Here is a 20,866-nt window from a genome sequence, read left to right on the forward strand (position 1 = left end):
GGGCCAGATCTTCGTCAAGGGTGAGGTGATCAAGACGGTGCCCGAGTCGAAGATCGTGGAGACCCTGATCGACGAGGCCATGAAGATCGCCGAGCAGATGGAGAAGGACGGCGTCGCCTCCGGAGAGCCCGAGATCTCCGTCACCGGCTGACACCGGCCCCACCCTCCATTCCACCGCCCGCGCCCGACCGGACCACGGCCCCGTCGGTGAACGCGGGCGGTGGCTGAGGCGACCCCCGAGGTACAGTGCGGAGAATCGAATCTTCTGGCCCTCGGCCGCAACCGGTGAGGCATACCGACACGTGCTGACGACGTCCACGACCAGGGTGCTCGACCCCCATGAGCTCGACGAGGCCCTCGCGGTCCTCGACCGGGACCCGGTCTCCAACGCCTTCGTCGCCGCCCGCGTCCAGGTCGCCGGCCTGGACCCGTGGCGGCTCGGCGGCGAGATGTGGGGCTGGTACACCGGTGGCCGGCTCGAATCGCTCTGCTACGCCGGAGCCAACCTCGTCCCCATCTGCGCCACCCCCGAGGCCGTACGCGGCTTCGCCGAGCGCGCCCGCCGGTCCGGCCGCCGCTGCTCCTCCATCGTCGGCCCCGCCGACACCACCGCCGAGCTCTGGTCGCTGCTCGAGCCCAGCTGGGGCCCGGCCCGTGAGGTCCGCGCCCACCAGCCGCTCATGGCCACCACCGCCATGCCCGCCGGTGTCGCGCCCGACCCGCTCGTCCGCCGCGTCCGCAAGGACGAAATGGACGTGATCATGCCCGCGTGCGTGTCCATGTTCACCGAGGAGGTCGGCGTCTCGCCGCTCGCCGGCGACGGCGGGCTGCTCTACCAGGCCCGGGTCGCCGAACTCGTCAGCGCCGGGCGGTCCTTCGCCCGCATCGAGAACGGCCGGGTCGTCTTCAAGGCCGAGATCGGCGCCGCCACCCGCCACGCCTGCCAGATCCAGGGCGTCTGGGTCGCCCCCGAATTCCGCGGCCGCGGGCTCTCCGAGACCGGTATGGCCGCCGTCCTGCACTATGCGCTGAGCGAGGTCGCGCCCGTCGTCAGCCTCTACGTCAACGACTTCAACACGGCCGCCCGCGCCGCCTACCGCCGGGTCGGCTTCCAGGAGGTCGGCGCCTTCATGAGTGTGCTGTTCTGATCGGCGGCCCAGTAGGGTGCCGCCCATGCTGCATCAACCAGGCGTTGGGCCACCGGACCCGCAGGACGTGGTGGTGGGGCCGCTCGACCTCGCCGCGCGCGTGGACGAAGCCCTCGCCGTCCAGGCGGTCGCCTTCGGGCTCACCGACGAGGAGGCCGGCGTACGGCGCCATATCGTGCTGCGCCACCTCACCAGCCCGGGCGCCCGCGCGCTGGGCGCCACCACCGGCACCGGGCGGCTCGTCGGCTTCGTCTACGGCATGCCTAACGACCGCACCCACTGGTGGTCCACCGTCGTCGAGCCGTATCTGCGCGACACCGGCCACGAGGACTGGCTGGACGACTCCTTCGTCATCACCGAACTGCATGTCCACCCCGACTACCAGCAGCAGGGCATCGGCCGGTCACTGATCACCGACATCACCGACGGAGCTTCCCAGCCGCGCTCCATCCTCTCCGCGATCGACGCCGACAGCCCCGCCCGCCACCTCTACCACGCCCTCGGCTACCGCGACCTCGCCCGCCCGGTGCTCTTCCCGAGCGCGCCGACCCCGTACGCGGTCATGGGCGCCCCGCTCCCGCTGCGCCGCTGATTCCGCGCGCCCCGGGCCATTTCCCGGTGGGCGGCAGCAGCGGTTAATCTCCTGGACATCCCATCTCGTACGCAGGAGAAGAACCATGGCCCACGTCCAGCGCATGTCCAGGTTGATGTTGAAGACGCTGCGCGAGGACCCGGCCGATGCCGAGACCGCCAGCCACAAGCTGCTCGTCCGCGCCGGCTATGTCCGCCGCACCTCCGCGGGCATCTGGACCTGGCTGCCCATCGGCAAGAAGGTCCTGGAGAACGTGGCGCGGATCGTCCGCGAGGAGATGGACGCCATCGGCGCCCAGGAGGTCCTGCTGCCCGCCCTGCTGCCCCGCGAGCCGTACGAGGCCAGCGGCCGCTGGGACGAGTACGGCGACCTGCTGTTCCGGATCAAGGACCGCAAGGGCGCCGACTACCTCCTCGGCCCGACCCACGAGGAGATCTTCACCCAGACGGTCAAGGACCAGTGCACGTCCTACAAGGACCTGCCGGTGATCCTCTACCAGATCCAGACCAAGTACCGGGACGAGGCCCGCCCGCGCTCCGGCGTGCTGCGCGGCCGCGAGTTCCAGATGAAGGACTCGTACTCCTTCGACACCACCGACGAGGGCCTGGCCGAGTCCTACCGGCTGCACCGCGAGGCCTATCAGCGGATCTTCGCCCGCCTCGGCCTGGACTACCGCATCGTCTCCGCGATCTCCGGCGCCATGGGCGGCTCCGCCTCCGAGGAGTTCCTGGCCCCGGCCGCGGCCGGCGAGGACACCTTCGTGGACTGCCCGAACTGCGACTACGCGGCCAACACCGAGGCCGTCACCCTCGCCGTCACCCCCGTCGAGGGGGCCGAGCACGGCCCGGTCGAGGAGCTGGACACCCCCGACACCCCGACCATCGACACCCTCGCCGAGTACCTGGACATCCCGGCCTCCGCGACCCTGAAGAACCTCCTCGTCAAGGTCGACGGCGAGATCACCGCGGTGGGCGTCCCCGGCGACCGCGAGGTGGACCTCGGCAAGCTCGCCGAGCACCTCGCCCCCGCCGAGGTCGAGGTCGTCACCGCCGAGGACTTCGCCGACCGCCCCGACCTGGTCCGCGGCTACATCGGCCCGCAGGGCCTGGCCGGAAAGTCCTTCCGCTACCTCGCCGACCCGCGCGTCGCGCCCGGCACCGCCTGGGTGACCGGCGCCAACAAGCCCGGCAAGCACGCGCGCAACGTCGTCTGCGGCCGGGACTTCGAGGTCGACCAGTACCTGGACGTCGTGGTGGTCCAGCCGGGCGACCCCTGCCCCCGCTGCGGCGCCGGCATCGAGCTCGACCGGGCCATCGAGATCGGCCACATCTTCCAGCTCGGCCGGAAGTACGCCGACACCTTCCAGCTCGATGTGCTCGGCCAGAACGGCAAGCCGGTCCGGGTCACCATGGGCTCCTACGGCATCGGCGTCTCGCGCGCCGTGGCCGCGCTCGCCGAGCAGACCCACGACGAGTCCGGGCTGTGCTGGCCGCGCGAGGTCGCCCCGGCCGACGTCCACATCGTCGCGGCGGGCAAGGCGCTCCAGACCGAGCTGGCCCTGGAACTCGCGGACAAGCTGGGCACGGCAGGCGTCCGCGTCATGGTCGACGACCGGGCCGGCGTCTCCCCGGGCGTGAAGTTCACCGACGCCGAGCTGATCGGGGTGCCCACGATCCTGGTCGTCGGCCGCGGCGCGAAGGACGGCGTGGTGGAGCTCAAGGACCGCCGCACGGGCGAGCGCGAGGAGCTTCCCGTCGACGAGGCCCTGACCCGCCTCACCGCCTGACGGCCCCTGGGCGCTTCTCCCGGCGCTCTGGTCGCTCCCTGGAGTGATCGGGGCGCCGGGAGGGCCTACAACCAGCCCGCGAACTCCAGCAGCAGCTCCCCCCGCCGCCGGTCGCCGACCGCGGCGTGCCGCAGCCCGGCGTCGACCGCGTGGAACAGCGTCCACCCCCGCAGCCGGTCCCGGTCGACCTCCAGCGAGTCCGCCAGCTTCGCGACGCGGCGCCGCGCGGCCGCGGCCGGCCCCGACCCGGCGGCCAGGTCCTCGCAGCGGTCGAGCACCAGCTGCGCCAGGTCGTACGCCCGCTCGCCGACGAGCGGCGCGGGCCCCACGGCCAGCCACGGCGCGCGCTCCCCGGCCAGCACCTTCCCCTGCCGGAAGGCGCCGTGCAGCAGGAGGTGTTCCGGCGCCTGCCCGGACAGCCCCTCGCGCAGCTCCAGCGCCTCGTCGACGAGCGGCCGCGCGTCCGCCGCCCAGGTCCCCGCCGCGATCAGCCGCAGCGTCTCGACGCCCTCGCCGGTCCGGGCCGCGACCGAACCGAAAGGGTGCCCCTCGGCAGGCGGCACCCACAGCCGGCGCACCGTGCCCGCCGCCTCCAGCAGCGCCTTGGCCTCGGGCAGCGAGCGCAGCGACACCGCGCCCTGCAGCCGCTCCAGCAGCAGCGCCCCGCTCTCGGGGTCGTCGCGCAGCAGGCGCACCGCGCCCCAGCCGTTCCAGTGCGCGAGCGCCGCCCGCTCATGCCCCGCGTACCGGCCCGGGGCGGGGAACTTGAGCGTCGCGGGCGTGCCGTCGGCCTGCCGTACGAGCACGATGAGGCTGCTCCGGCCACCCGGGCTCGGCACCCGCTCGAGCGTCAGCTCCCAGTCGCGCAGCTGGTGCGCGACCAGCTCGGGCAGCTTGGCCAGCCAGACCCGGGCCGGGCTCTCGGGGTCGTTGCTCAGCGAGTCCAGCAGCCGCTGCGGCAGGGTGATGGGGGCCGCTTCCGGGCCTCCGGGCTGCGGTGCCGATGCCATCGCCGAGCTGTCCCCTTTTCCTCTGTTTCTTCTGCTTCGTACGCCGTTACGTCGGTCGCCGGCCGGCTCCCGCCCAGGCTCGGCCGGGCTGCCGACAGACCATGATCCAACAGCCGCGGCCGGCCGTCACAACTCGCCCGCGGACGCGCTCGCCGACGCCGACGGACTCGGTGCGGCGGCGCGTTCGGTGAGCCCAGGGAAGGCTACGCCGCTGCCCCGCCAGCGCACCGCCCGGACCGCCGCCTCGCGCAGCGCCCCGGCCGCCTCGCGGCGCAGAGCGCCTTCGGCGGCCCGCACCAGATCCGCGTAGACGGCGGCCACCCGGCTCTCCAACTCCGCGGCGAGCCGCACCGCGGCCGCGGCGTCCGGCACCGCGAACGGCAGCGCGTAAGCGGGCGCCGCGCCCTCCGGCGTCCCACCCAGATCCCGCACCGCACGCGCGAGCGCGTCCCGCCGCGCCCGATGCGCGGCGTACCCGTCCCGGGCCTCCTGCAGCCGGTCGTCACCGATCCGCCCGCCGACCACGCCGTAGCCGTAGACCGCGGCGTGCTCGGCGGCCAGCGCCGCCTGCGTGGCCTTGAGCGCCATGGCGCGCCCCCTACGAGGCGCACGGGCCGTCGAGGCGGTCATGTCAGTCCCCTTCCGCGGCGCCAGGCGCCGCCGATCGGTAGCCGGTACGAACACGGGCACCGCCGCGGTGCGCGAAGCGGTACCCGGACGAGGCCCCACACAGGCCGTGCCCGGCCTCCCCTCGGGCGCTCCTAGCTGCGTGCAGGCACGGCTCGGCGCGCCTTCCCGGGGACGGCGGGTGGGCGGGCCCGGGCGGCGGGGTCATGAGCGCCCCGACGTGAGCAGGTACGCGTGGGCGGCGCCGCAGGCGGCGATCGAGGCCAGGAGGCGGGCGAGCTCGGGTGGGGCGTCGCGGAGCGCGGCGGTGCGGGTGTCGGCGGTGCGGCGCTCGGCGCGGGCCAGCGCGGCCAGGGCCTTCTCCTCGTCCTTCGGGACATCCGGCACCCGCGCCCCGCCCGCCGACGCGGAAGCGGAAGCGGAGGCGGACGGGGAAGCGGAGGAGTGCGAGGCGGACGCGGAGGCGGGCGCGCGGAAGGCATCCAGGTGTCGGGCCGTTTCCTCGCGCAGCGGCCGCAGCCGGTCCGCAAGCTGCGGATGCGCGTCGGCGGTCGCGTCGTAGCGCGCCAGGAGCGCGGTGGAGTCGCGCGCGCCCCGGGTGCGCAGCCGCTCCTCGCCCGCCGGGACCCCCGCCGCGTCGGGCCGGGACCCGGAGCCGTCGGAGCAGCCGGCCAGCAGCGCGGCGGCCCCCATCGCACCGCCGGCCAGCAGGAGATTCCGCCGACCCGGCGACGGAGCCGGAGCCGGAGTCGGAGCCGGAGCCGGAGTCGGAGCCGGAGCCGGAGTCGGAGCCGGAGCCGGCGACGGATTCCAGGTGGAGGACGGCGGGCGCGGCGGCGCGCCGGAGGGCAGGGGGGCGCGGGAAGGGCGCGCGTGCGGTGGGGGAGTGATCGGCACGTTCCTCTTTCCGGGCTGCGACCGCTCCCGGCCGCCGTTGGTGATCACAGCAGGCGAGCGTACCCTCGCGCGCCCTTGTTTCGGGGCTCGGTTCGCCTCCGGGGCGCCTCTGCCCCTGTCGACGGTCGACCGTGCTCGACCCTTCGTACCTCAGGGTCTCCGCGCGCTCTCTCTTTCGACAGCGGCGCGCCCCTTCGGCTCACTCGCCCGGCGACTGCCGGGCACCAGCCACCGAATCGTCAGCCGGCCGCCGGAACGGATAGGCTTTGACCTGACACGCGACCTTCCCACAACAGCACACGCGGCCGAGGAGTCACCCGGATGAGCACCACCCAGAGCGAGAGGCTGCGCGGACTGCTGGAACCGCTCGTCAGCGCGCGGGACCTGGATCTGGAAGAGGTCGAGGTGACACCGGCCGGGAAGCGGCGCGTGCTCCGTATCGTGGTGGACTCCGACGACGGTGTGCAGCTGGACGCGTGCGCGGAGCTGAGCCGGGCGATCTCGCAGACGCTCGACGACACCGACGCGATGGGCCAGCACCCGTACGTCCTGGAAGTCACCTCTCCCGGCGCCGACCGTCCCCTGACCGAGCCGCGCCACTACCGCCGGGCCACCGGCCGCCTGATCAAGGCGCGGCTGGCGGAGGGCGGCGAGCTGGTCGTGCGGATCACCGCGGTGGACGACGAGGGGCTCGATGTGGAGGTGCCGGGCGTGAAGGGTCGCAGACCCACCGCCCGACGGCTGGCCTTCAAGGAGATCTCCAAGGCACGGGTGGAGATCGAGTTCAACCGCAAGCCCGCCGAGCCCGCCGAGAAGGCCGCGGGCGCGAGCGACGAGAGCTAAGGAGGAGGCGTAGCCGTGGACATCGACATGAGTGCCCTGCGGGGTCTGGTTCGGGAGAAGGAGATCTCGTTCGACCTGCTGGTCGAGGCGATCGAGTCGGCCCTCCTCATCGCGTATCACCGCACCGAGGGGAGCCGTCGCCGGGCCCGCGTGGAGCTGGACCGGGCGACCGGCCATGTGACGGTGTGGGCCAAGGAGGACGCCGAGGACCTGGCGGAGGGCGAGGAGCCCAGAGAGTTCGACGACACCCCCTCCGGTTTCGGCCGGATCGCCGCGATGACCGCCAAGCAGGTCATTCTGCAGCGGCTGCGGGACGCCGAGGAGGAGATCACCTTCGGCGAGTACGCGGGGCGCGAGGGCGATGTCGTCACGGGCGTCGTCCAGCAGGGCAAGGACCCGAAGAACGTCCTGGTGGACATCGGCAGGCTCGAGGCGATCCTGCCGGTGCAGGAGCAGGTCCCGGGCGAGGACTACGCGCACGGCACCCGTCTGCGCTCGTATGTGGTGCGCGTCGTCAAGGGCGTGCGCGGCCCGTCCGTCACCCTCTCGCGCACCCACCCGAACCTGGTGAAGAAGCTCTTCGCGCTCGAGGTGCCGGAGATCGCGGACGGCTCCGTGGAGATCGCGGCGATCGCGCGCGAGGCGGGCCACCGCACCAAGATCGCCGTTCGGTCCACCCGTTCGGGTCTGAACGCCAAGGGCGCGTGCATCGGCCCGATGGGCGGCCGGGTCCGCAGCGTGATGGCCGAGCTGCACGGCGAGAAGATCGACATCGTGGACTGGTCCGACGACCCGGCGGATCTGGTGGCGAACGCGCTGTCACCGGCCCGGGTGAGCAAGGTCGAGGTGGTGGACCTGGCGGCGCGCTCCGCGCGCGTCACCGTGCCGGACTACCAGCTCTCCCTGGCGATCGGGAAGGAAGGGCAGAACGCCCGGCTGGCGGCCCGGCTGACGGGCTGGCGGATCGACATCCGGCCCGATACGGAACAGCCCGCCGAACAAGGCTGATTCACGGAACGGCCCTCCGGGATTCAACCGAAGACATCCGACTGTTCGATCGCATCCCCCAAGGGGTGAGGTCGGCTCGGGGAGGTAGACTTAAGCAGTGTCTGGCCGCACGCGTGCTCGCGCATGCCCTGAGAGAACCTGTGTGGGATGCCGGGAGCGGGCGGCCAAGGACGATCTGTTGCGGATCGTGACGGCCGAGGGCGCATGCGTCCCCGACCGGCGCGGTACGCTGCCCGGTCGGGGTGCTTATGTGCACCCCACACGGGTCTGCCTCGACCTGGCGGTCCGCCGCCGGGCGTTTCCCCGGGCCTTCAGGGGGCCGGGGCCGCTCGACACCACGGCACTGCGCCGTTATGTCGAGCACGCCGAGCAGGCAGCGGCGCCGTAAGAAGTAAGAAGAACGGCACGGGTCACCGTGCGGTCAGGTACCTCGCGAGTCGGAAGTAGGTCGAGATTGCGATGAGCACTCGATGAGTACGCGATGAGTACGCCCATGAAGTAGCGACGGTCCGGCGGACGACCACCCCGGACCAGAAGGAGCGAAGTGGCTAAGGTCCGGGTATACGAACTCGCCAAGGAGTTCGGAGTTGAGAGCAAGGTCGTCATGGCCAAGCTCCAAGAACTTGGCGAATTCGTCCGTTCGGCGTCTTCGACGATCGAAGCGCCGGTTGTTCGCAAGTTGACTGACGCTTTCCAGCAGGGCGGCTCCGGCCGGGCCGCTGGTAAGCCCTCGGCGCCGCGCAAGGCGGCGCCCGCCAAGCCGTCCGCGCCCACTCCGGCGTCGGCGGCACGTCCCGCTGCCCCCAAGCCCCCGGCCCCCGGCCCCAAGCCGGCCGTGGCGGAGGGCCCCAAGAGCATGCCGTCGGCGCCCACCCCGGGCCCGCGGCCCACCCCCGGCGCCCCCGGCGCACGGCCGACCCCCGGCCCCAAGCCGGCTCCGGCCCAGCCCGCGGCTCCGGCCCAGCCCGAGTTCACCGCCCCGCCGTCGCCCGCGGCGGCCCCGCGGCCGACCGGCGCCAAGCCGGGCGGCCCGGCCAAGCCCGGCGCCGCTCCCGGCCCGCGCCCCGGCGCCCGTCCCGGTGGTCCGGGACAGGGCCGTGACCAGGGTCAGGGCGGCCGTCCCGGCGGCGCTCCGCGCCCCGGCGGCGAGCGGGCTCCGCGTCCGGGCGGTCCCCGTCCGGCCGGTCCGCGTCCGGGCAACAACCCCTTCACCTCCGGCGGCTCCACCGGCATGGCGCGCCCGCAGGCGCCCCGTCCCGGCGGCGCCCCGCGCCCCGGTGGCCAGGGTGGCGCCGGCCCGCGCCCGCAGGGCGGCCAGGGCGGCGGTCCCCGGCCCGGAGGCGGCCCCGGCGGCCCCCGGCCGACCCCCGGCGCGATGCCGCGTCCGCAGGGCGCTTCGGGCGGTCCCCGTCCGGGCGGCGGTCCCGGCGGTCCGCGCCCGAACCCGGGCATGATGCCGCAGCGTCCCGCCGCGGGCCCGCGTCCGGGCCCCGGTGGCGGCGGTCGCGGTCCCGGCGGTGCCGGTCGCCCCGGCGGCGGCGGTCGTCCGGGCGGCGGCGGCTTCGCGGGCCGTCCCGGTGGCGGTGGCGGCGGTGGCCGTCCCGGTTTCGCCGGCCGTCCGGGTGGTCCCGGTGGCGGCGGCGGTGGCGGCGGCTTCGGTGGCGGCGGTGGCCGTCCCGGCTTCGGCGGCCGTCCGGGTGGTCCCGGTGGCCGTGGTGGCACGCAGGGCGCCTTCGGCCGTCCCGGCGGTCCGGCGCGTCGTGGCCGCAAGTCGAAGCGGCAGCGTCGCCAGGAGTACGAGGCCATGCAGGCCCCGTCCATCGGCGGAGTGATGCTGCCGCGCGGCAACGGCCAGACGGTCCGGCTGTCGCGGGGTGCCTCGCTCACCGACTTCGCGGAGAAGATCAACGCCAACCCGGCGTCCCTGGTCCAGGTGATGTTCAACCTGGGCGAGATGGTCACCGCGACGCAGTCCGTGTCCGACGACACGCTGCAGCTCCTCGCCGAGGAGATGAACTACAACATCGAGATCGTCAGCCCGGAGGAGGAGGACCGCGAGCTTCTCGAGTCCTTCGACATCGAGTTCGGCGAGAACGAGGGCGGCGAGGAAGCGCTCGTCTCCCGTCCGCCGGTCGTGACCGTCATGGGTCACGTCGACCACGGTAAGACCCGACTGCTGGACGCGATCCGCAAGACGAACGTCGTCGCGGGCGAGGCCGGCGGCATCACCCAGCACATCGGTGCGTACCAGGTCGCCACCGAGGTCAACGGCGAGGACCGGAGGATCACCTTCATTGACACCCCGGGTCACGAGGCGTTCACCGCCATGCGTGCCCGCGGTGCCAAGTCGACCGACATCGCGATCCTCGTGGTGGCGGCCAACGACGGTGTGATGCCCCAGACGGTCGAGGCGCTGAACCACGCCAAGGCGGCCGATGTGCCGATCGTGGTCGCGGTCAACAAGATCGACGTCGAGGGCGCGGACCCGACCAAGGTGCGCGGTCAGCTGACCGAGTACGGCCTGGTGGCCGAGGAGTACGGCGGCGACACCATGTTCGTCGACATCTCCGCCAAGCAGGGTCTGCACATCGACGACCTCCTGGAGGCCGTCATCCTCACCGCCGACGCCTCGCTCGACCTGCGGGCCAACCCCGTCCAGGACGCGCAGGGCATCGCGATCGAGGCGCACCTCGACCGCGGCCGCGGCGCCGTGGCCACCGTGCTGGTCCAGCGCGGCACCCTGCGGGTCGGCGACACGATGGTCGCCGGCGACGCGTACGGCCGCGTCCGGGCGATGCTCGACGACAACGGCAACGCGCTGGAGGAGGCGGGCCCCTCGACCCCGGTCCTGGTGCTCGGTCTCACCAACGTCCCCGGCGCGGGCGACAACTTCCTCGTCGTCGACGAGGACCGCACCGCCCGCCAGATCGCCGAGAAGCGCGCCGCGCGCGAGCGCAACGCCGCCTTCGCCAAGCGGACCCGCCGGGTGTCGCTGGAGGACCTGGACAAGGTGCTCAAGGCCGGCGAGGTGCAGCAGCTCAACCTCATCATCAAGGGCGACGCGTCCGGTTCGGTCGAGGCCCTGGAGTCCTCGCTGCTCCAGCTCGACGTGGGCGACGAGGTGGACCTGCGGGTGCTGCACCGCGGTGTGGGTGCGGTCACCGAGACCGACATCGACCTGGCGACGGGCTCCGACGCCATCGTCATCGGCTTCAACGTGCGCGCTGAGGGGCGTGCCACGCAGATGGCCGAGCGCGAGGGCGTGGACGTCCGCTACTACTCGGTCATCTACCAGGTGATCGAGGAGATCGAGGCGGCCCTGAAGGGCATGCTGAAGCCGGAGTTCGAAGAGGTCGAGCTCGGTACGGCGGAGATCCGCGAGGTCTTCCGCTCGTCCAAGCTGGGCAACATCGCGGGTGTGCTCATCCGCTCCGGCGAGGTCAGGCGGAACACCAAGGCGCGCCTCCTCCGCGACGGCAAGGTCATCGCGGAGAACCTCAACATCGAGGGTCTGCGCCGCTTCAAGGACGACGTCACCGAGATTCGCGAGGGCTTCGAGGGCGGTATCAACCTCGGCAGCTACAACGACATCAAGGTCGACGACGTCATCGCCACCTACGAGATGCGTGAGAAGCCGCGCGGCTGACGCGCTGCTGCTCGACCGGGGCCGGTCGGCGGAGTATTTCCGTCGATCGGCCCCGGCCATTGCGTGTACGGTTTCGAAAAGCCTGCACACCTAAGGCCCCACGGGTGGCTTGACCCGGACCGCATGTATGTAGGGACGCTGTCCTTCGACCTGCTCCTGGGCGACGTACGGTCGCTGAAGGAGAAACGCTCCGTCGTCCGCCCGATCGTCGCCGAACTGCACCGCCGCTACGCGGTGAGCGTGGCGGAGGTCGGAAACCAGGACCTCTACCGCAGGGTCGAGATCGGCCTCGCGGCGGTCTCCGGGGACGCGAGCCATCTGACGGACGTACTCGACCGCTGCGAGCGCTGGGTCGCCGCACGGCCCGAGGTGGAGCTGTTGTCGGTACGGCGCCGGTTCCACGGTGATGACGATGAATAGCCGTGTGACCGCACAGCCGTGTGACTGCTTGCGCCGCCCGAGGCGCCGTAGCGTCCCCGACCACCGATAGTCGAACCGAAGAAGAGAGAAGAAGACGCATGACCGACACCGCGCGGGCACGCAAGCTGGCTGACCGCATCCGGGTCGTGGTCGCGGAGACCCTGCAGCGGCGGATCAAGGACCCGCGGCTCGGCTACGTCACGATCACCGACACCCGGGTCACCGGTGACCTGCGGGAGGCGACCGTCTTCTACACGGTCTTCGGCGACGACGAGGAGCGGGCGGCCTCCGCGGCGGCCCTGGAGAGCGCCAAGGGCGTGCTGCGGTCCGAGGTCGGCCGGCAGACCGGGGTGCGCTTCACCCCGACCCTGACGTTCGTCCCGGACGCGCTGCCGGACAACGCCCGGACGATCGACGACCTGCTGGCCAAGGCCAAGGCGGCGGACGCCCAGGTGCGCGAGGCCTCCTCGGGCGCCACGTACGCCGGTGACGCCGACCCGTACCGGAAGCCCGGCGAAGGCCCCGAGGAGGCCGCAGAGGGCCCCGGCGCGGCCGATGGCGAGAGCACCGACGGCAAGGGCTCCTCGGACGCATGACGGGCAAGGGACGGGCCGGCTCGACGGCCCCGGACGGCCTGGTGATCGTCGACAAGCCGGCCGGCTTCACCTCACACGACGTCGTGGCCAAGATGCGCCGCTTCGCCGGGACCCGGCGGGTCGGCCATGCCGGGACGCTGGACCCCATGGCCACGGGCGTGCTCGTGATCGGCGTGGAGAAGGCCACCCGGCTGCTCGGGCACCTGGCGCTGACCGAGAAGGAGTACGAGGCGACGATCCGGCTCGGCCAGACCACCGTCACGGACGACGCGGAGGGGGAGATCACCTCCTCCGCCGGCGCCGCCGGGACGGCCCTGGACGCCGTCGGGGCCGGAATCGCCGGGCTGACCGGGGACATCATGCAGGTGCCCGCCAAGGTCAGCGCGATCAAGATCGACGGCAAGCGCTCCTACGCGCGGGCGCGGGAGGGCGAGGACTTCGAGATCCCGGCCCGGCCGGTGACTGTGTCGTCCTTCGCCCTCCACGCCCACCGCGAGACCGAGGCGAAGGACGGCACTCCCGTCCTCGACCTGGACGTCACCGTGGTGTGCTCCTCGGGCACCTACATCCGGGCCCTGGCCCGCGACCTGGGCGCCGCGCTGGGCGTCGGCGGCCACCTGATCGCGCTGCGCCGCACCAGGGTCGGACCGTACGGGCTGGCCGCCGCCAGGACGCTGCCGCAGCTGGAGGAGTCCCTCCAGGTCATGCCCATCGCCGAGGCCGCGGCCGCCGCCTTCCCGCGCTGGGACATCGACGAGGACCGGGCCCGGCTGCTGGGCAACGGCGTACGGATCGGCATGCCGGCGCGCGAGGAGTCCGGGCCCGTGGCGGTGTTCGGTCCCAAGGGGCGCTTCCTGGCCCTGGTGGAGGAGCACAAGGGCAAGGCGAAGAGCCTGGCCGTGTTCGCGTGAGGCTCCCTGCCCGGGGCGTGCTGCCCAGGACTCCTGGGCCGGGGTTTTCCGCGATCCCTTTGGGCCGCTCCACACCGCGGGGCGGCCTTCGCCGTTCCGGGGTGCGTCGCGCCCCCTTTACCCCCCAAGGGTCTCTGTCCACCCCCACGCCCGGATTCACCCCATCGGGCAGGCGCTCGGGAGGGTCGGCGGGAGCGGAAGGGGGCGCGTTCCGGTGTGTGGGCACCGTCGCCACCTGCGGGGACGCCGGACGGGGCGGCCCGGCGTGCCGACCGATGCGAAGCGTACGCCGACGACATGGCAGTCTTAGACCTGCGAAGTGGACAGACATGAGTTCGGGCGAGGAGCGGGCACAGTGCAGCGCTGGCGTGGCTTGGAGGACATCCCCGAGGACTGGGGACGCAGCGTCGTCACCATCGGCTCCTATGACGGGGTGCACCGCGGACACCAGGTGATCATCAGCCGTACGGTGGCGCGCGCTCGTGAGCTGGGCGTACCGGCGGTCGTGGTGACCTTCGACCCGCACCCCAGCGAGGTCGTGCGGCCCGGCAGCCACCCGCCGCTGCTCGCCCCGCACCACCGGCGGGCCGAGCTGATGGAGGGGCTGGGCGTCGACGCGGTGCTGATCCTGCCGTTCACGGCGGAGTTCTCCCGGCTGTCGCCCGGCGATTTCGTGGTGAAGGTGCTGGTCGACAAGTTGCACGCGCGGGCTGTGGTGGAGGGCCCGAACTTCCGCTTCGGCCACAAGGCCGCCGGGAACGTCGCGTTTCTGCAGGAGCTCGGCACCACCTACGACTACGAGGTCGAGGTCGTCGACCTGTACGAGCGCGGGGCGGCGGGCGGCGGCGAGCCGTTCTCCTCCACCCTGGTGCGCAGACTGGTCGCCGAGGGGGACGTCGCGGGCGCCATGGAGGTCCTCGGGCGGCCCCACCGCGTCGAGGGCGTGGTGGTGCGCGGCGCCCAGCGCGGGCGCGAGCTGGGCTTTCCGACGGCCAACCTGGAGACCCTGCCGCACACCGCGATCCCGGCCGACGGGGTGTACGCGGGCTGGCTGACCGCCCAGGGCGAGGCCATGCCGGCGGCGATCTCGGTCGGCACGAACCCGCAGTTCGACGGCACCGAGCGCACGGTCGAGGCGTATGCGATCGACCGCGTGGGCCTGGACCTGTACGGCCTGCACGTCGAGGTGGACTTCCTCGCCTATCTGCGCGGCCAGGAGACGTTCTCGTCGATCGAGGCCCTGCTGGAGCGCATTGCGGCCGATGTGAAGCGCGCCCGTGAGCTGGTCGAGGCGGCCGGCTCCCCCGAGACCGCCTTCCGGGCGGGCGACGGCCGCTGACGCCCTCCGCGGCGGCGGCCCGGGCAGCGGCCGGGGCGCCGGGGCGGCAACCGAACGACGAAGACGCCGGACGGGCTGGAGTCAGCCCGTCCGGCGTCTTTTCGTCGTCTGCTGCGCCGGGGCGCGGCCCCGGCGCGGCGCTCAGCCCTGGGGCCCGCCCGGCTGCTGCTGCCAGGCCTGCCACGGCTGCCCGGGCTGACCCGGCTGCTGCCCCTGCTGAGCAGGCTGCCCGGGCTGTTCCGGCTGGCCCGGCTGGCCCGGCTGACCCGGCTGTGCCGCGCCCGGATAGGGCTGCTGGGGCTGCTGCTGCCATCCCTGCTGCTGCGCACCCGGGTAACCGGGCTGGGCAGGCTGGCCGGGCTGCGGATACCCGGGCTGTGGCTGTCCCGGCTGCCCGGGCTGCGGGGACCCCGGCTGTCCGGGCTGCCCCGGGTACTGGGGCTGTTGCTGTTGCGGGTACGGCTGGTGCTGCTGAGGCTGCTGCCCGTACGCCTCGCCCTGCTGCTGCCCCGGCAGCGGCGGCGCCATCTGGGGCGGCTGCTGGTTGCCGTCCGCCGTCCACAGCCCCTGTGCCTGCTGGGCGCGGGCGAAGTCCTCGGCGACCATGGCGGAGAGGTTGAAGTACGCCTCCCGGGTCTTGGGGCGCATCATGTCCAGGTCCACCTCCGCGCCCGCCGCCAGGTGCTCGTCGAACGGCACGACGATCACGCCCCGGCACCGGGTCTCGAAGTGCGACACGATGTCCTCGACCTTGATCATCTTGCCGGTCTCCCGGACGCCGGAGATGACCGTGATGCTGCGCGAGACCAGATCGGCGTAGCCGTGGGCGGAGAGCCAGTCGAGGGTGGTGCTGGCGCTGCTGGCGCCGTCCACGGAGGGGGTGGAGATGATGATCAGCTGGTCGGCGAGGTCGAGGACCCCGCGCATGGCGCTGTACAGCAGGCCGGTGCCCGAGTCGGTGAGGATGATCGGGTACTGCTTGCCCAGGACGTCGATGACGCGGCGGTAATCCTCGTCGTTGAAGGTCGTCGAGACCGCCGGGTCCACGTCGTTGGCGAGGATCTCCAGGCCGGAGGCCGCCTGCGAGGTGAACCGCCGGATGTCCATGTAGCTGTTGAGATACGGGATCGCCGTCACCAGGTCGCGGATCGTCGCCCCCGTCTCGCGGCGCACCCGGCGGCCGAGCGTGCCGGCGTCCGGGTTGGCGTCGATCGCGATGACCTTGTCCTGCCGCTCGCTGGCGAGGGTGGAGCCGAGAGCGGTGGTCGTGGTGGTCTTGCCGACGCCGCCCTTGAGGCTGATCACCGCGATGCGGTAGCAGGACAGCACGGGCGTACGGATCAGCTGGAGCTTGCGCTGCCGCTCGGCCTCCTCCTTCCGGCCACCGAGCTTGAACCGCGAGGGCCCGCTGTTGTTGTTCTTCCTGGGCTTCTGTTTGCCGCGGATCAGCCGGTCCGAGGACAGTTCGACCGCGGCGGTGTAGCCGAGCGGGGCCCCCGCGCCCTGGCCCGCGGGGCGCTGCCGCTGCTCAGGGCTGATGACGGGCCAGCCGCCGGTGCGCGGGTCGAGCGGGGAGTCGTTGTTGCCACCGCCGGGCGTGCTCGCGCTGTCGCCGGGGCGCGGATAGCCGTAGCCGTCCTGCGGGTTCTGCTGCGGATAGCCGTAGCCGGCCTGCGGGCCGGGTGCGGCGGGGCCGGGCTGCCCGGGCTGTCCGGGCTGCGCGGCCGCGGGGGTGCCGGCGACGGGGGTGCCACCGGTGGGGGTGGCGTCGGCGGGGCGTGGGAAGCCGTAGCCCCCCGGCTGGCCCTGCGGGCCGGGCGCGGCCGGCGCCTGGCTCTGCGGCTGCTGCTGGGGGTATCCGGGTCCGGCGGCCGGACCGGGGAAGCCGTAGCCGCCCTGCTGTGGGGACGCCGGGGCCTGGCCCGCGGCCGCGGGTGTGGGCTGTGCCGGATTCGGGCCGGGGGCGCCGGGCTGCGGATATCCGTAACCGCGGTTGTCGGCGCCGGGCTGCGCCGGACCGCCCGGGCCGGCCGCCGCGGGGCCACCTTGCGGCACGCCGCCGTGCGGGCCAGGCGCGTTCATGGCCTGGGGCGGTGCGGCCTGCCCGGCGACCGGCGTGCCGGCGACCGGCGTGCCGGCGACCGGGGTGCCGTCGACAGGGGTGCTGTCGGCGGGGCGTGGGAAGCCGTAGCCGCCCTGCTGGCCCTGCGGGCCGGGCGCGGCCGGTGCTTGGCTCTGCGGCTGCTGCTGGGGGTTTCCGGGTCCGGCCGCCGGGCCCGGGAAACCGTAACCACCCTGCTGCGGCGCCGAGGCCTGGCCGGGAGCCGCCGGAGAGGCCTGGGAGCCGGGGGCGGGCTGCCCCTCGGTGCCCGGGACCGGAGGCGGCCACGCGGCGGCCTGCTGTGTGAACGAGCCGTCCGCCCCCGGCCCGCCGGTCGCGCCCGGCGCCTGCTGCGGGGCGTCCGTACGCTGCTGGGGAAGCGGTCCGCCCGGCCCCGCGGCACCGGCGCCCTGGGCCGGCCACGGAGTGCCCGGCGCGGGCTGTGCGCCACCGGGCGCCTCGGCCGCGCCCGGCGCGCCCGCGGCACCGCCCGCGCTCTGCGGCGCGGCGGGCTGGAAGTCCGGGGGCAGCGGGGGCAGACCGGCCTGCGGAGCGGCCGGCGGGGCCCACGCGGCGGGCTGCTGGCCGGACTGCGGCGGCTGCCCGGCGGGCGGCGCGTCCTGAGGCCCGGCCTCGGCGCCCTGGCCCTCCGGCGGCACGGGGCCCGCCCCTTCTGCGCTCTTGGCTCTGCGCTCGGCGATGTCGCGGCGCAGGGAGGCGGTGGAGAACCGCAGGGTGCCCTCGCTGCGCACATCGCCGCTCTGAGGCACATCGGCGGGCGGGGCGGCGTCGGCGGGCGCGGGAGGGGCGGGAGGCGCGTCGGCGGGAACGGCGTCGGACGGTTCGGCCCCACCGGCCCCACCGGCCCCACCAACTCCACTAGCCCCACCGGCCGCGTCGGCGCCACCGGCGCCCCCCGGGCCACCAGCGCCGTCGCCCGCCCGCTCCGCGATCTCGCGGTGCAGCGCGGCGGGGGAGAACCGCATGGTGGCGTGGCCACTCACATCGCCGGAGCCGGAACCGCCGGCCCGCGGTGCCGCGTCGTCCCTGACGTCACTGGACCCGGCGACGGCCGTACCGGCGTCCGTCGCTGCGGGCGCTTCGCCGATGTCGGCGCCCTGGGGGGCCGCCGGCTCCCGCTCCTCGGGGGCGTCGGCCGCGCCGGGAGCCCGGCCCGCCGCGTGGCCGTCCCCGGCCGGTCCCTCCCCACCGGCCCCGGACGGCGACGCCGCGTCAGCTGTCGGGGCGTCAGCCGCGGGACGAGGCGCGCTCGGCTGCAGAGTGAAGTCGGATGAATCCGGCAAATCTGACGGCGTGCCCCCGGCTTGGGGACGCTCGGCACCGAACTCGCTTCCGGGCTGCCCCACCGGCGTTCCGGTGGGGGGAGTGCCGGGGGCGGGCGCACCCGCCGCCGGCCACGCGGGCGCGAAGCCGTTCGGCTCGGGAGACCCGGGCACGTTCACCGGACTGCCCGCCGGGGGCGGGGGCGGCGCCGACGCGCTCTCGCCGACCCCGGCACCCGTACCGCCCGTTGCCGCCGACGACGAGGAGGCGTTCTGCGTGTACCAGGCAGGCGGGGTGTAATCAATGGTGAATTCGCCCGTGTGCTCGGTCTCCGCGTCGGACCGATCATCGCCGGGTGTGGTTCCGCCCGCGCGGATCTCGTCCCGATCGCTACTCACAATGCCTCCTGGTGTGGTCGAGCACCTTTGAAAATCTTGGCGAGGCCGATCGTTGCCGATCGTTACTGTCGTCCGACCGCTCGGCTTTCCCCGTTGCGACGCCGGGAACCCGAGATCAGGTTCTCCATCGTGCACACCAAGACTAATCACCATGGGCGCCGTGGGGGCAGGCCCGTCCCCGCCCTCAAACCTGTCCGATACCTGACGCACGCGTCACGGCAACATCTCGTATGCCGCGCGCACACATTCTCCTTGTACATCCCGGCGCGCTGCGCCCCTCAATGCGCCCATGCCCCGGCCGCGTACCGACCCGGCGGCGCCAACAGGTGGCCGCACGACCATCGGTGTACCCCGGCACCGGGTGATACAAAGATTCCCCGCTCGAGTGCCCTTCGTACAGCGGGGTCCCGATCGAATCGCTCCTTTCCGGGAGGAACGGCCTTCTGGATCGCGGGGGGAGGCCGACCGGTCCGTGGATCCGAGTAAGAGGTAAGCGCGATGCCGCAGCCGCCCCAGCCCCCCGACCGGCCGCCGTCGCCCCCGGCGGGCGGCGGAGGCGAGCGCGCCGGACGGCGCAGGTCCCTCGTCGTCGGCGCGGCCGTGGCCGCCCTGCTCGCGGCGGGGGCGGGCGTATGGGCCGCGGTCGGGTACGGCGGCGAGCGGCCCGCCGCCGCGCCGGGGACGCGGGACACCGACCGGGCCGGACGGCACGCGGACGCGGTCCCGGGCGGGCCCGGCGGCGGGACCGGCACCACCAGCGGCCGGCACGGCGGTGAGAGCGGCCCCGACCACCCGGGCCGGCCGGGCGAGGCGAGGGTGCTGTTCCGCGAACCCGCGCCCCGGGCACCCAGGAGCGGCGCCGACATCCCCGGCTTCTGGGTGATGGACGGTTATGCCGTGAAGCCCGTCCGGGACAGGGTCATCGCCTACGGCGGCAACGGCGAGCCGAAGTGGACCGTCAAGCTCCGCGAGGCGGTGTGCGCGGTCCCCGAATCCCCGACCCACGGCAAGGTGGTCATCGCCTACCGTGGCGGCAGTAAGGACGAGTGCGGTCGGCTGTCGCTCATCGACCTCGACAAGGGCGTCAAGCTGTGGGACCGCCGCGCCCCCGCCTCGGCCGCCTCCGGCGGTGACCATCTCGGCATGGGCCTGGCCCAGAGCGGGGATCTGGTCGGCCTCTCCTGGTACGGCGGCTCGGCCGTCCTCGAGGTCGCCGACGGCCGTCAGATCTCGCCCGGCGCACTGGGCCCGGGCTGCGACGTGGACGGCTTCGGCGGCGGACCGTCGCTGCTGCGCGCCTATTCCTGCGACGACGGCACCGCGGGGCTGCAGAGGATCAACACATCCACGGGTGAGGTCTCCTGGACCTACCGCGTACGCAAGGGCTACAAGGTCAGCACCATCTTCTCCACCAGCCCCGCCGTCGTCGCTCTCGCCGATGACCACCACAAGTCGGGCGGCATTCTCGCGATATCGGACCGCGGCAAGCGGCGCTCGACCCTCGACCTGGGCAAGCGGTCCTATCAACCGGAGTGCGGCCTGGACCTCTTCGGCACCAAGCTGGGCGGCTGCCGGGGCGTCGCGGTCTCCTCCGACACGCTCTACCTCCCGACCGAGCTGACGCTGACCGGCGACGGGCGCCCGGCCAGCGAGATCCACGCCTTCGACCTGAGGACGGGGCAGCGGAAGTGGGCGGCCAAGGTGCCCGGCCGGATGCTGTTTCCGCTGAGCGTGGAGGGCGGGGACCTGATCGCGTACGAGGAGCCGACGGATCGCACGGCGGGCTCCGTCGTCGCCATCGGCGCGGGCGGCGGCAGGCCGAAGACACTGCTGCGGCTGCCGAACGCGACCAGGGGCGCGGAAGCCGGCCTCGCCTCCGCGACCCGGGTCTACCGGAACGGCGTTTTCTATATCGCCTCCGACCGGTTGACGGGTTCGGGAGCGGCCGAAGAAATGATCATGGCTTTCTGTCCCTGACCGCCGCCGGACCGCTCACCGCGGGACACCGCGGATCACTGCAGGTCGAATTCACCGTCCCGCGCGCCGAGCACAAAGGCGCGCCATTCGGCTTCGGTGTAGCGCAGCACCGTCTCGGGATCGGCGGAGTTCCTCATGGCGACCGCGCCACCCGGCAGATAGGCGATCTCCACCCGGTCTTCGGAGGCGCTGCCGGGCGCGCTGAGCCATTCGACATCGGAGATGTCGAGCGCGTACAGCTCGGCCTTCTCGTTGGCGTCGGCCATTGGTTCGTACGTCCCTT

At 73.6% G+C, this 20,866-nt stretch carries 18 protein-coding genes and 2 pseudogenes; 14 read left to right on the plus strand and 6 right to left on the minus strand.

The features are described 5' to 3' along the window. The 4 genes and pseudogenes from ACFZDL_RS44800 to ACFZDL_RS44815 form a co-directional block, all read left to right on the plus strand. Positions 1-151, plus strand: a pseudogene (locus ACFZDL_RS44800) (4-hydroxy-3-methylbut-2-en-1-yl diphosphate synthase); the annotation flags it as partial. A 151-nt stretch (positions 152-302) separates the two neighbouring features. Beyond that, positions 303-1,148 (plus strand): GNAT family N-acetyltransferase, encoded by an 846-nt coding sequence (locus ACFZDL_RS44805; RefSeq protein ID WP_353596426.1) that lies wholly within the window; start codon positions 303-305, stop codon positions 1,146-1,148. Positions 1,149-1,173: 25 nt separating this feature from the next. Beyond that, entirely contained in the window at positions 1,174-1,740 is a 567-nt protein-coding gene (locus ACFZDL_RS44810) for a GNAT family N-acetyltransferase (RefSeq protein WP_353596427.1), read from the plus strand. A gap of 85 nt (positions 1,741-1,825) precedes the next feature. Next, entirely contained in the window at positions 1,826-3,526 is a 1,701-nt protein-coding gene (locus tag ACFZDL_RS44815) for a proline--tRNA ligase (RefSeq protein ID WP_353596428.1), read from the plus strand. 65 nt (positions 3,527-3,591) lie between these two features. Here the strand turns inward: ACFZDL_RS44815 and ACFZDL_RS44820 are convergent, their stop codons facing one another. The 3 genes from ACFZDL_RS44820 to ACFZDL_RS44830 all read right to left on the minus strand — a co-directional run bounded on the left by ACFZDL_RS44820 (position 3,592) and on the right by ACFZDL_RS44830 (position 5,856). Further along, positions 3,592-4,536, minus strand: a complete 945-nt coding sequence (locus ACFZDL_RS44820; RefSeq protein WP_353596429.1) for an aminoglycoside phosphotransferase family protein — start codon at positions 4,534-4,536, stop codon at positions 3,592-3,594. Between the two features lie 126 nt (positions 4,537-4,662). Continuing rightward, positions 4,663-5,166 carry a ferritin-like domain-containing protein gene (locus tag ACFZDL_RS44825; RefSeq protein WP_353596430.1) on the minus strand — a complete coding sequence of 168 codons (504 nt, stop codon included), beginning with the start codon at positions 5,164-5,166 and terminating at the stop codon, positions 4,663-4,665. Positions 5,167-5,367: 201 nt separating this feature from the next. After that, positions 5,368-5,856 (minus strand): hypothetical protein, encoded by a 489-nt coding sequence (locus ACFZDL_RS44830; RefSeq protein WP_353596431.1) that lies wholly within the window; start codon positions 5,854-5,856, stop codon positions 5,368-5,370. Positions 5,857-6,381: 525 nt separating this feature from the next. Here ACFZDL_RS44830 and rimP point away from each other — a divergent pair. The 8 genes from rimP to ACFZDL_RS44870 all read left to right on the plus strand — a co-directional run bounded on the left by rimP (position 6,382) and on the right by ACFZDL_RS44870 (position 14,823). Further along, positions 6,382-6,903, plus strand: a complete 522-nt coding sequence (gene rimP / locus ACFZDL_RS44835; protein ID WP_353596432.1) for a ribosome maturation factor RimP — start codon at positions 6,382-6,384, stop codon at positions 6,901-6,903. A 15-nt stretch (positions 6,904-6,918) separates the two neighbouring features. Then, positions 6,919-7,911 carry a transcription termination factor NusA gene (gene nusA, locus ACFZDL_RS44840; protein ID WP_353596433.1) on the plus strand — a complete coding sequence of 331 codons (993 nt, stop codon included), beginning with the start codon at positions 6,919-6,921 and terminating at the stop codon, positions 7,909-7,911. A 97-nt stretch (positions 7,912-8,008) separates the two neighbouring features. Beyond that, a complete protein-coding gene (locus ACFZDL_RS44845; RefSeq protein WP_353596434.1) occupies positions 8,009-8,299 on the plus strand; it encodes a YlxR family protein in 291 nt (96 codons plus the stop codon). A 156-nt stretch (positions 8,300-8,455) separates the two neighbouring features. After that, positions 8,456-11,557: a translation initiation factor IF-2 gene (gene infB / locus ACFZDL_RS44850; protein WP_353596435.1), complete on the plus strand. Its 3,102-nt coding sequence runs from the start codon at positions 8,456-8,458 to the stop codon at positions 11,555-11,557. 123 nt (positions 11,558-11,680) lie between these two features. Continuing rightward, positions 11,681-11,977, plus strand: coding sequence for a DUF503 domain-containing protein (locus tag ACFZDL_RS44855; protein WP_353596436.1), 297 nt, complete (start codon positions 11,681-11,683; stop codon positions 11,975-11,977). A 98-nt stretch (positions 11,978-12,075) separates the two neighbouring features. After that, positions 12,076-12,573 (plus strand): 30S ribosome-binding factor RbfA, encoded by a 498-nt coding sequence (rbfA, locus tag ACFZDL_RS44860; protein WP_353596437.1) that lies wholly within the window; start codon positions 12,076-12,078, stop codon positions 12,571-12,573. Continuing rightward, entirely contained in the window at positions 12,570-13,484 is a 915-nt protein-coding gene (gene truB, locus ACFZDL_RS44865) for a tRNA pseudouridine(55) synthase TruB (RefSeq protein ID WP_353596438.1), read from the plus strand. The genes rbfA and truB overlap by 4 nt, the downstream gene beginning before the upstream one ends. Positions 13,485-13,839: 355 nt before the next feature. Then, entirely contained in the window at positions 13,840-14,823 is a 984-nt protein-coding gene (locus ACFZDL_RS44870) for a bifunctional riboflavin kinase/FAD synthetase (protein WP_353596439.1), read from the plus strand. A gap of 141 nt (positions 14,824-14,964) precedes the next feature. On the opposite strand, the gene ACFZDL_RS44875 is transcribed toward ACFZDL_RS44870, so the two are convergent. Then, on the minus strand, positions 14,965-18,228 hold the full coding sequence (locus ACFZDL_RS44875) for an AAA family ATPase (RefSeq protein WP_391194345.1): 3,264 nt from the start codon (positions 18,226-18,228) through the stop codon (positions 14,965-14,967). A 73-nt stretch (positions 18,229-18,301) separates the two neighbouring features. Between ACFZDL_RS44875 and ACFZDL_RS44880 the strand changes: the two genes are divergently transcribed. Further along, complete coding sequence (locus ACFZDL_RS44880) at positions 18,302-18,508, plus strand: hypothetical protein (protein WP_391194348.1); 207 nt, start codon at positions 18,302-18,304, stop codon at positions 18,506-18,508. Positions 18,509-18,528: 20 nt separating this feature from the next. Here the strand turns inward: ACFZDL_RS44880 and ACFZDL_RS44885 are convergent. Beyond that, positions 18,529-18,759 (minus strand): annotated as a pseudogene (locus ACFZDL_RS44885) (hypothetical protein); the annotation flags it as partial. A gap of 345 nt (positions 18,760-19,104) precedes the next feature. On the opposite strand from ACFZDL_RS44885, the gene ACFZDL_RS44890 reads away from it, so the two are divergent. Continuing rightward, on the plus strand, positions 19,105-20,583 hold the full coding sequence (locus tag ACFZDL_RS44890) for a PQQ-binding-like beta-propeller repeat protein (protein ID WP_353596441.1): 1,479 nt from the start codon (positions 19,105-19,107) through the stop codon (positions 20,581-20,583). Between the two features lie 35 nt (positions 20,584-20,618). Here the strand turns inward: ACFZDL_RS44890 and ACFZDL_RS44895 are convergent, their stop codons facing one another. Beyond that, positions 20,619-20,849, minus strand: a complete 231-nt coding sequence (locus tag ACFZDL_RS44895) for a DUF397 domain-containing protein (RefSeq protein WP_014175992.1) — start codon at positions 20,847-20,849, stop codon at positions 20,619-20,621. Positions 20,850-20,866 lie beyond the last annotated feature (17 nt).

The organism is Streptomyces sp. NPDC007917 (assembly GCF_042959105.1).
Classification (GTDB): domain Bacteria; phylum Actinomycetota; class Actinomycetes; order Streptomycetales; family Streptomycetaceae; genus Streptomyces.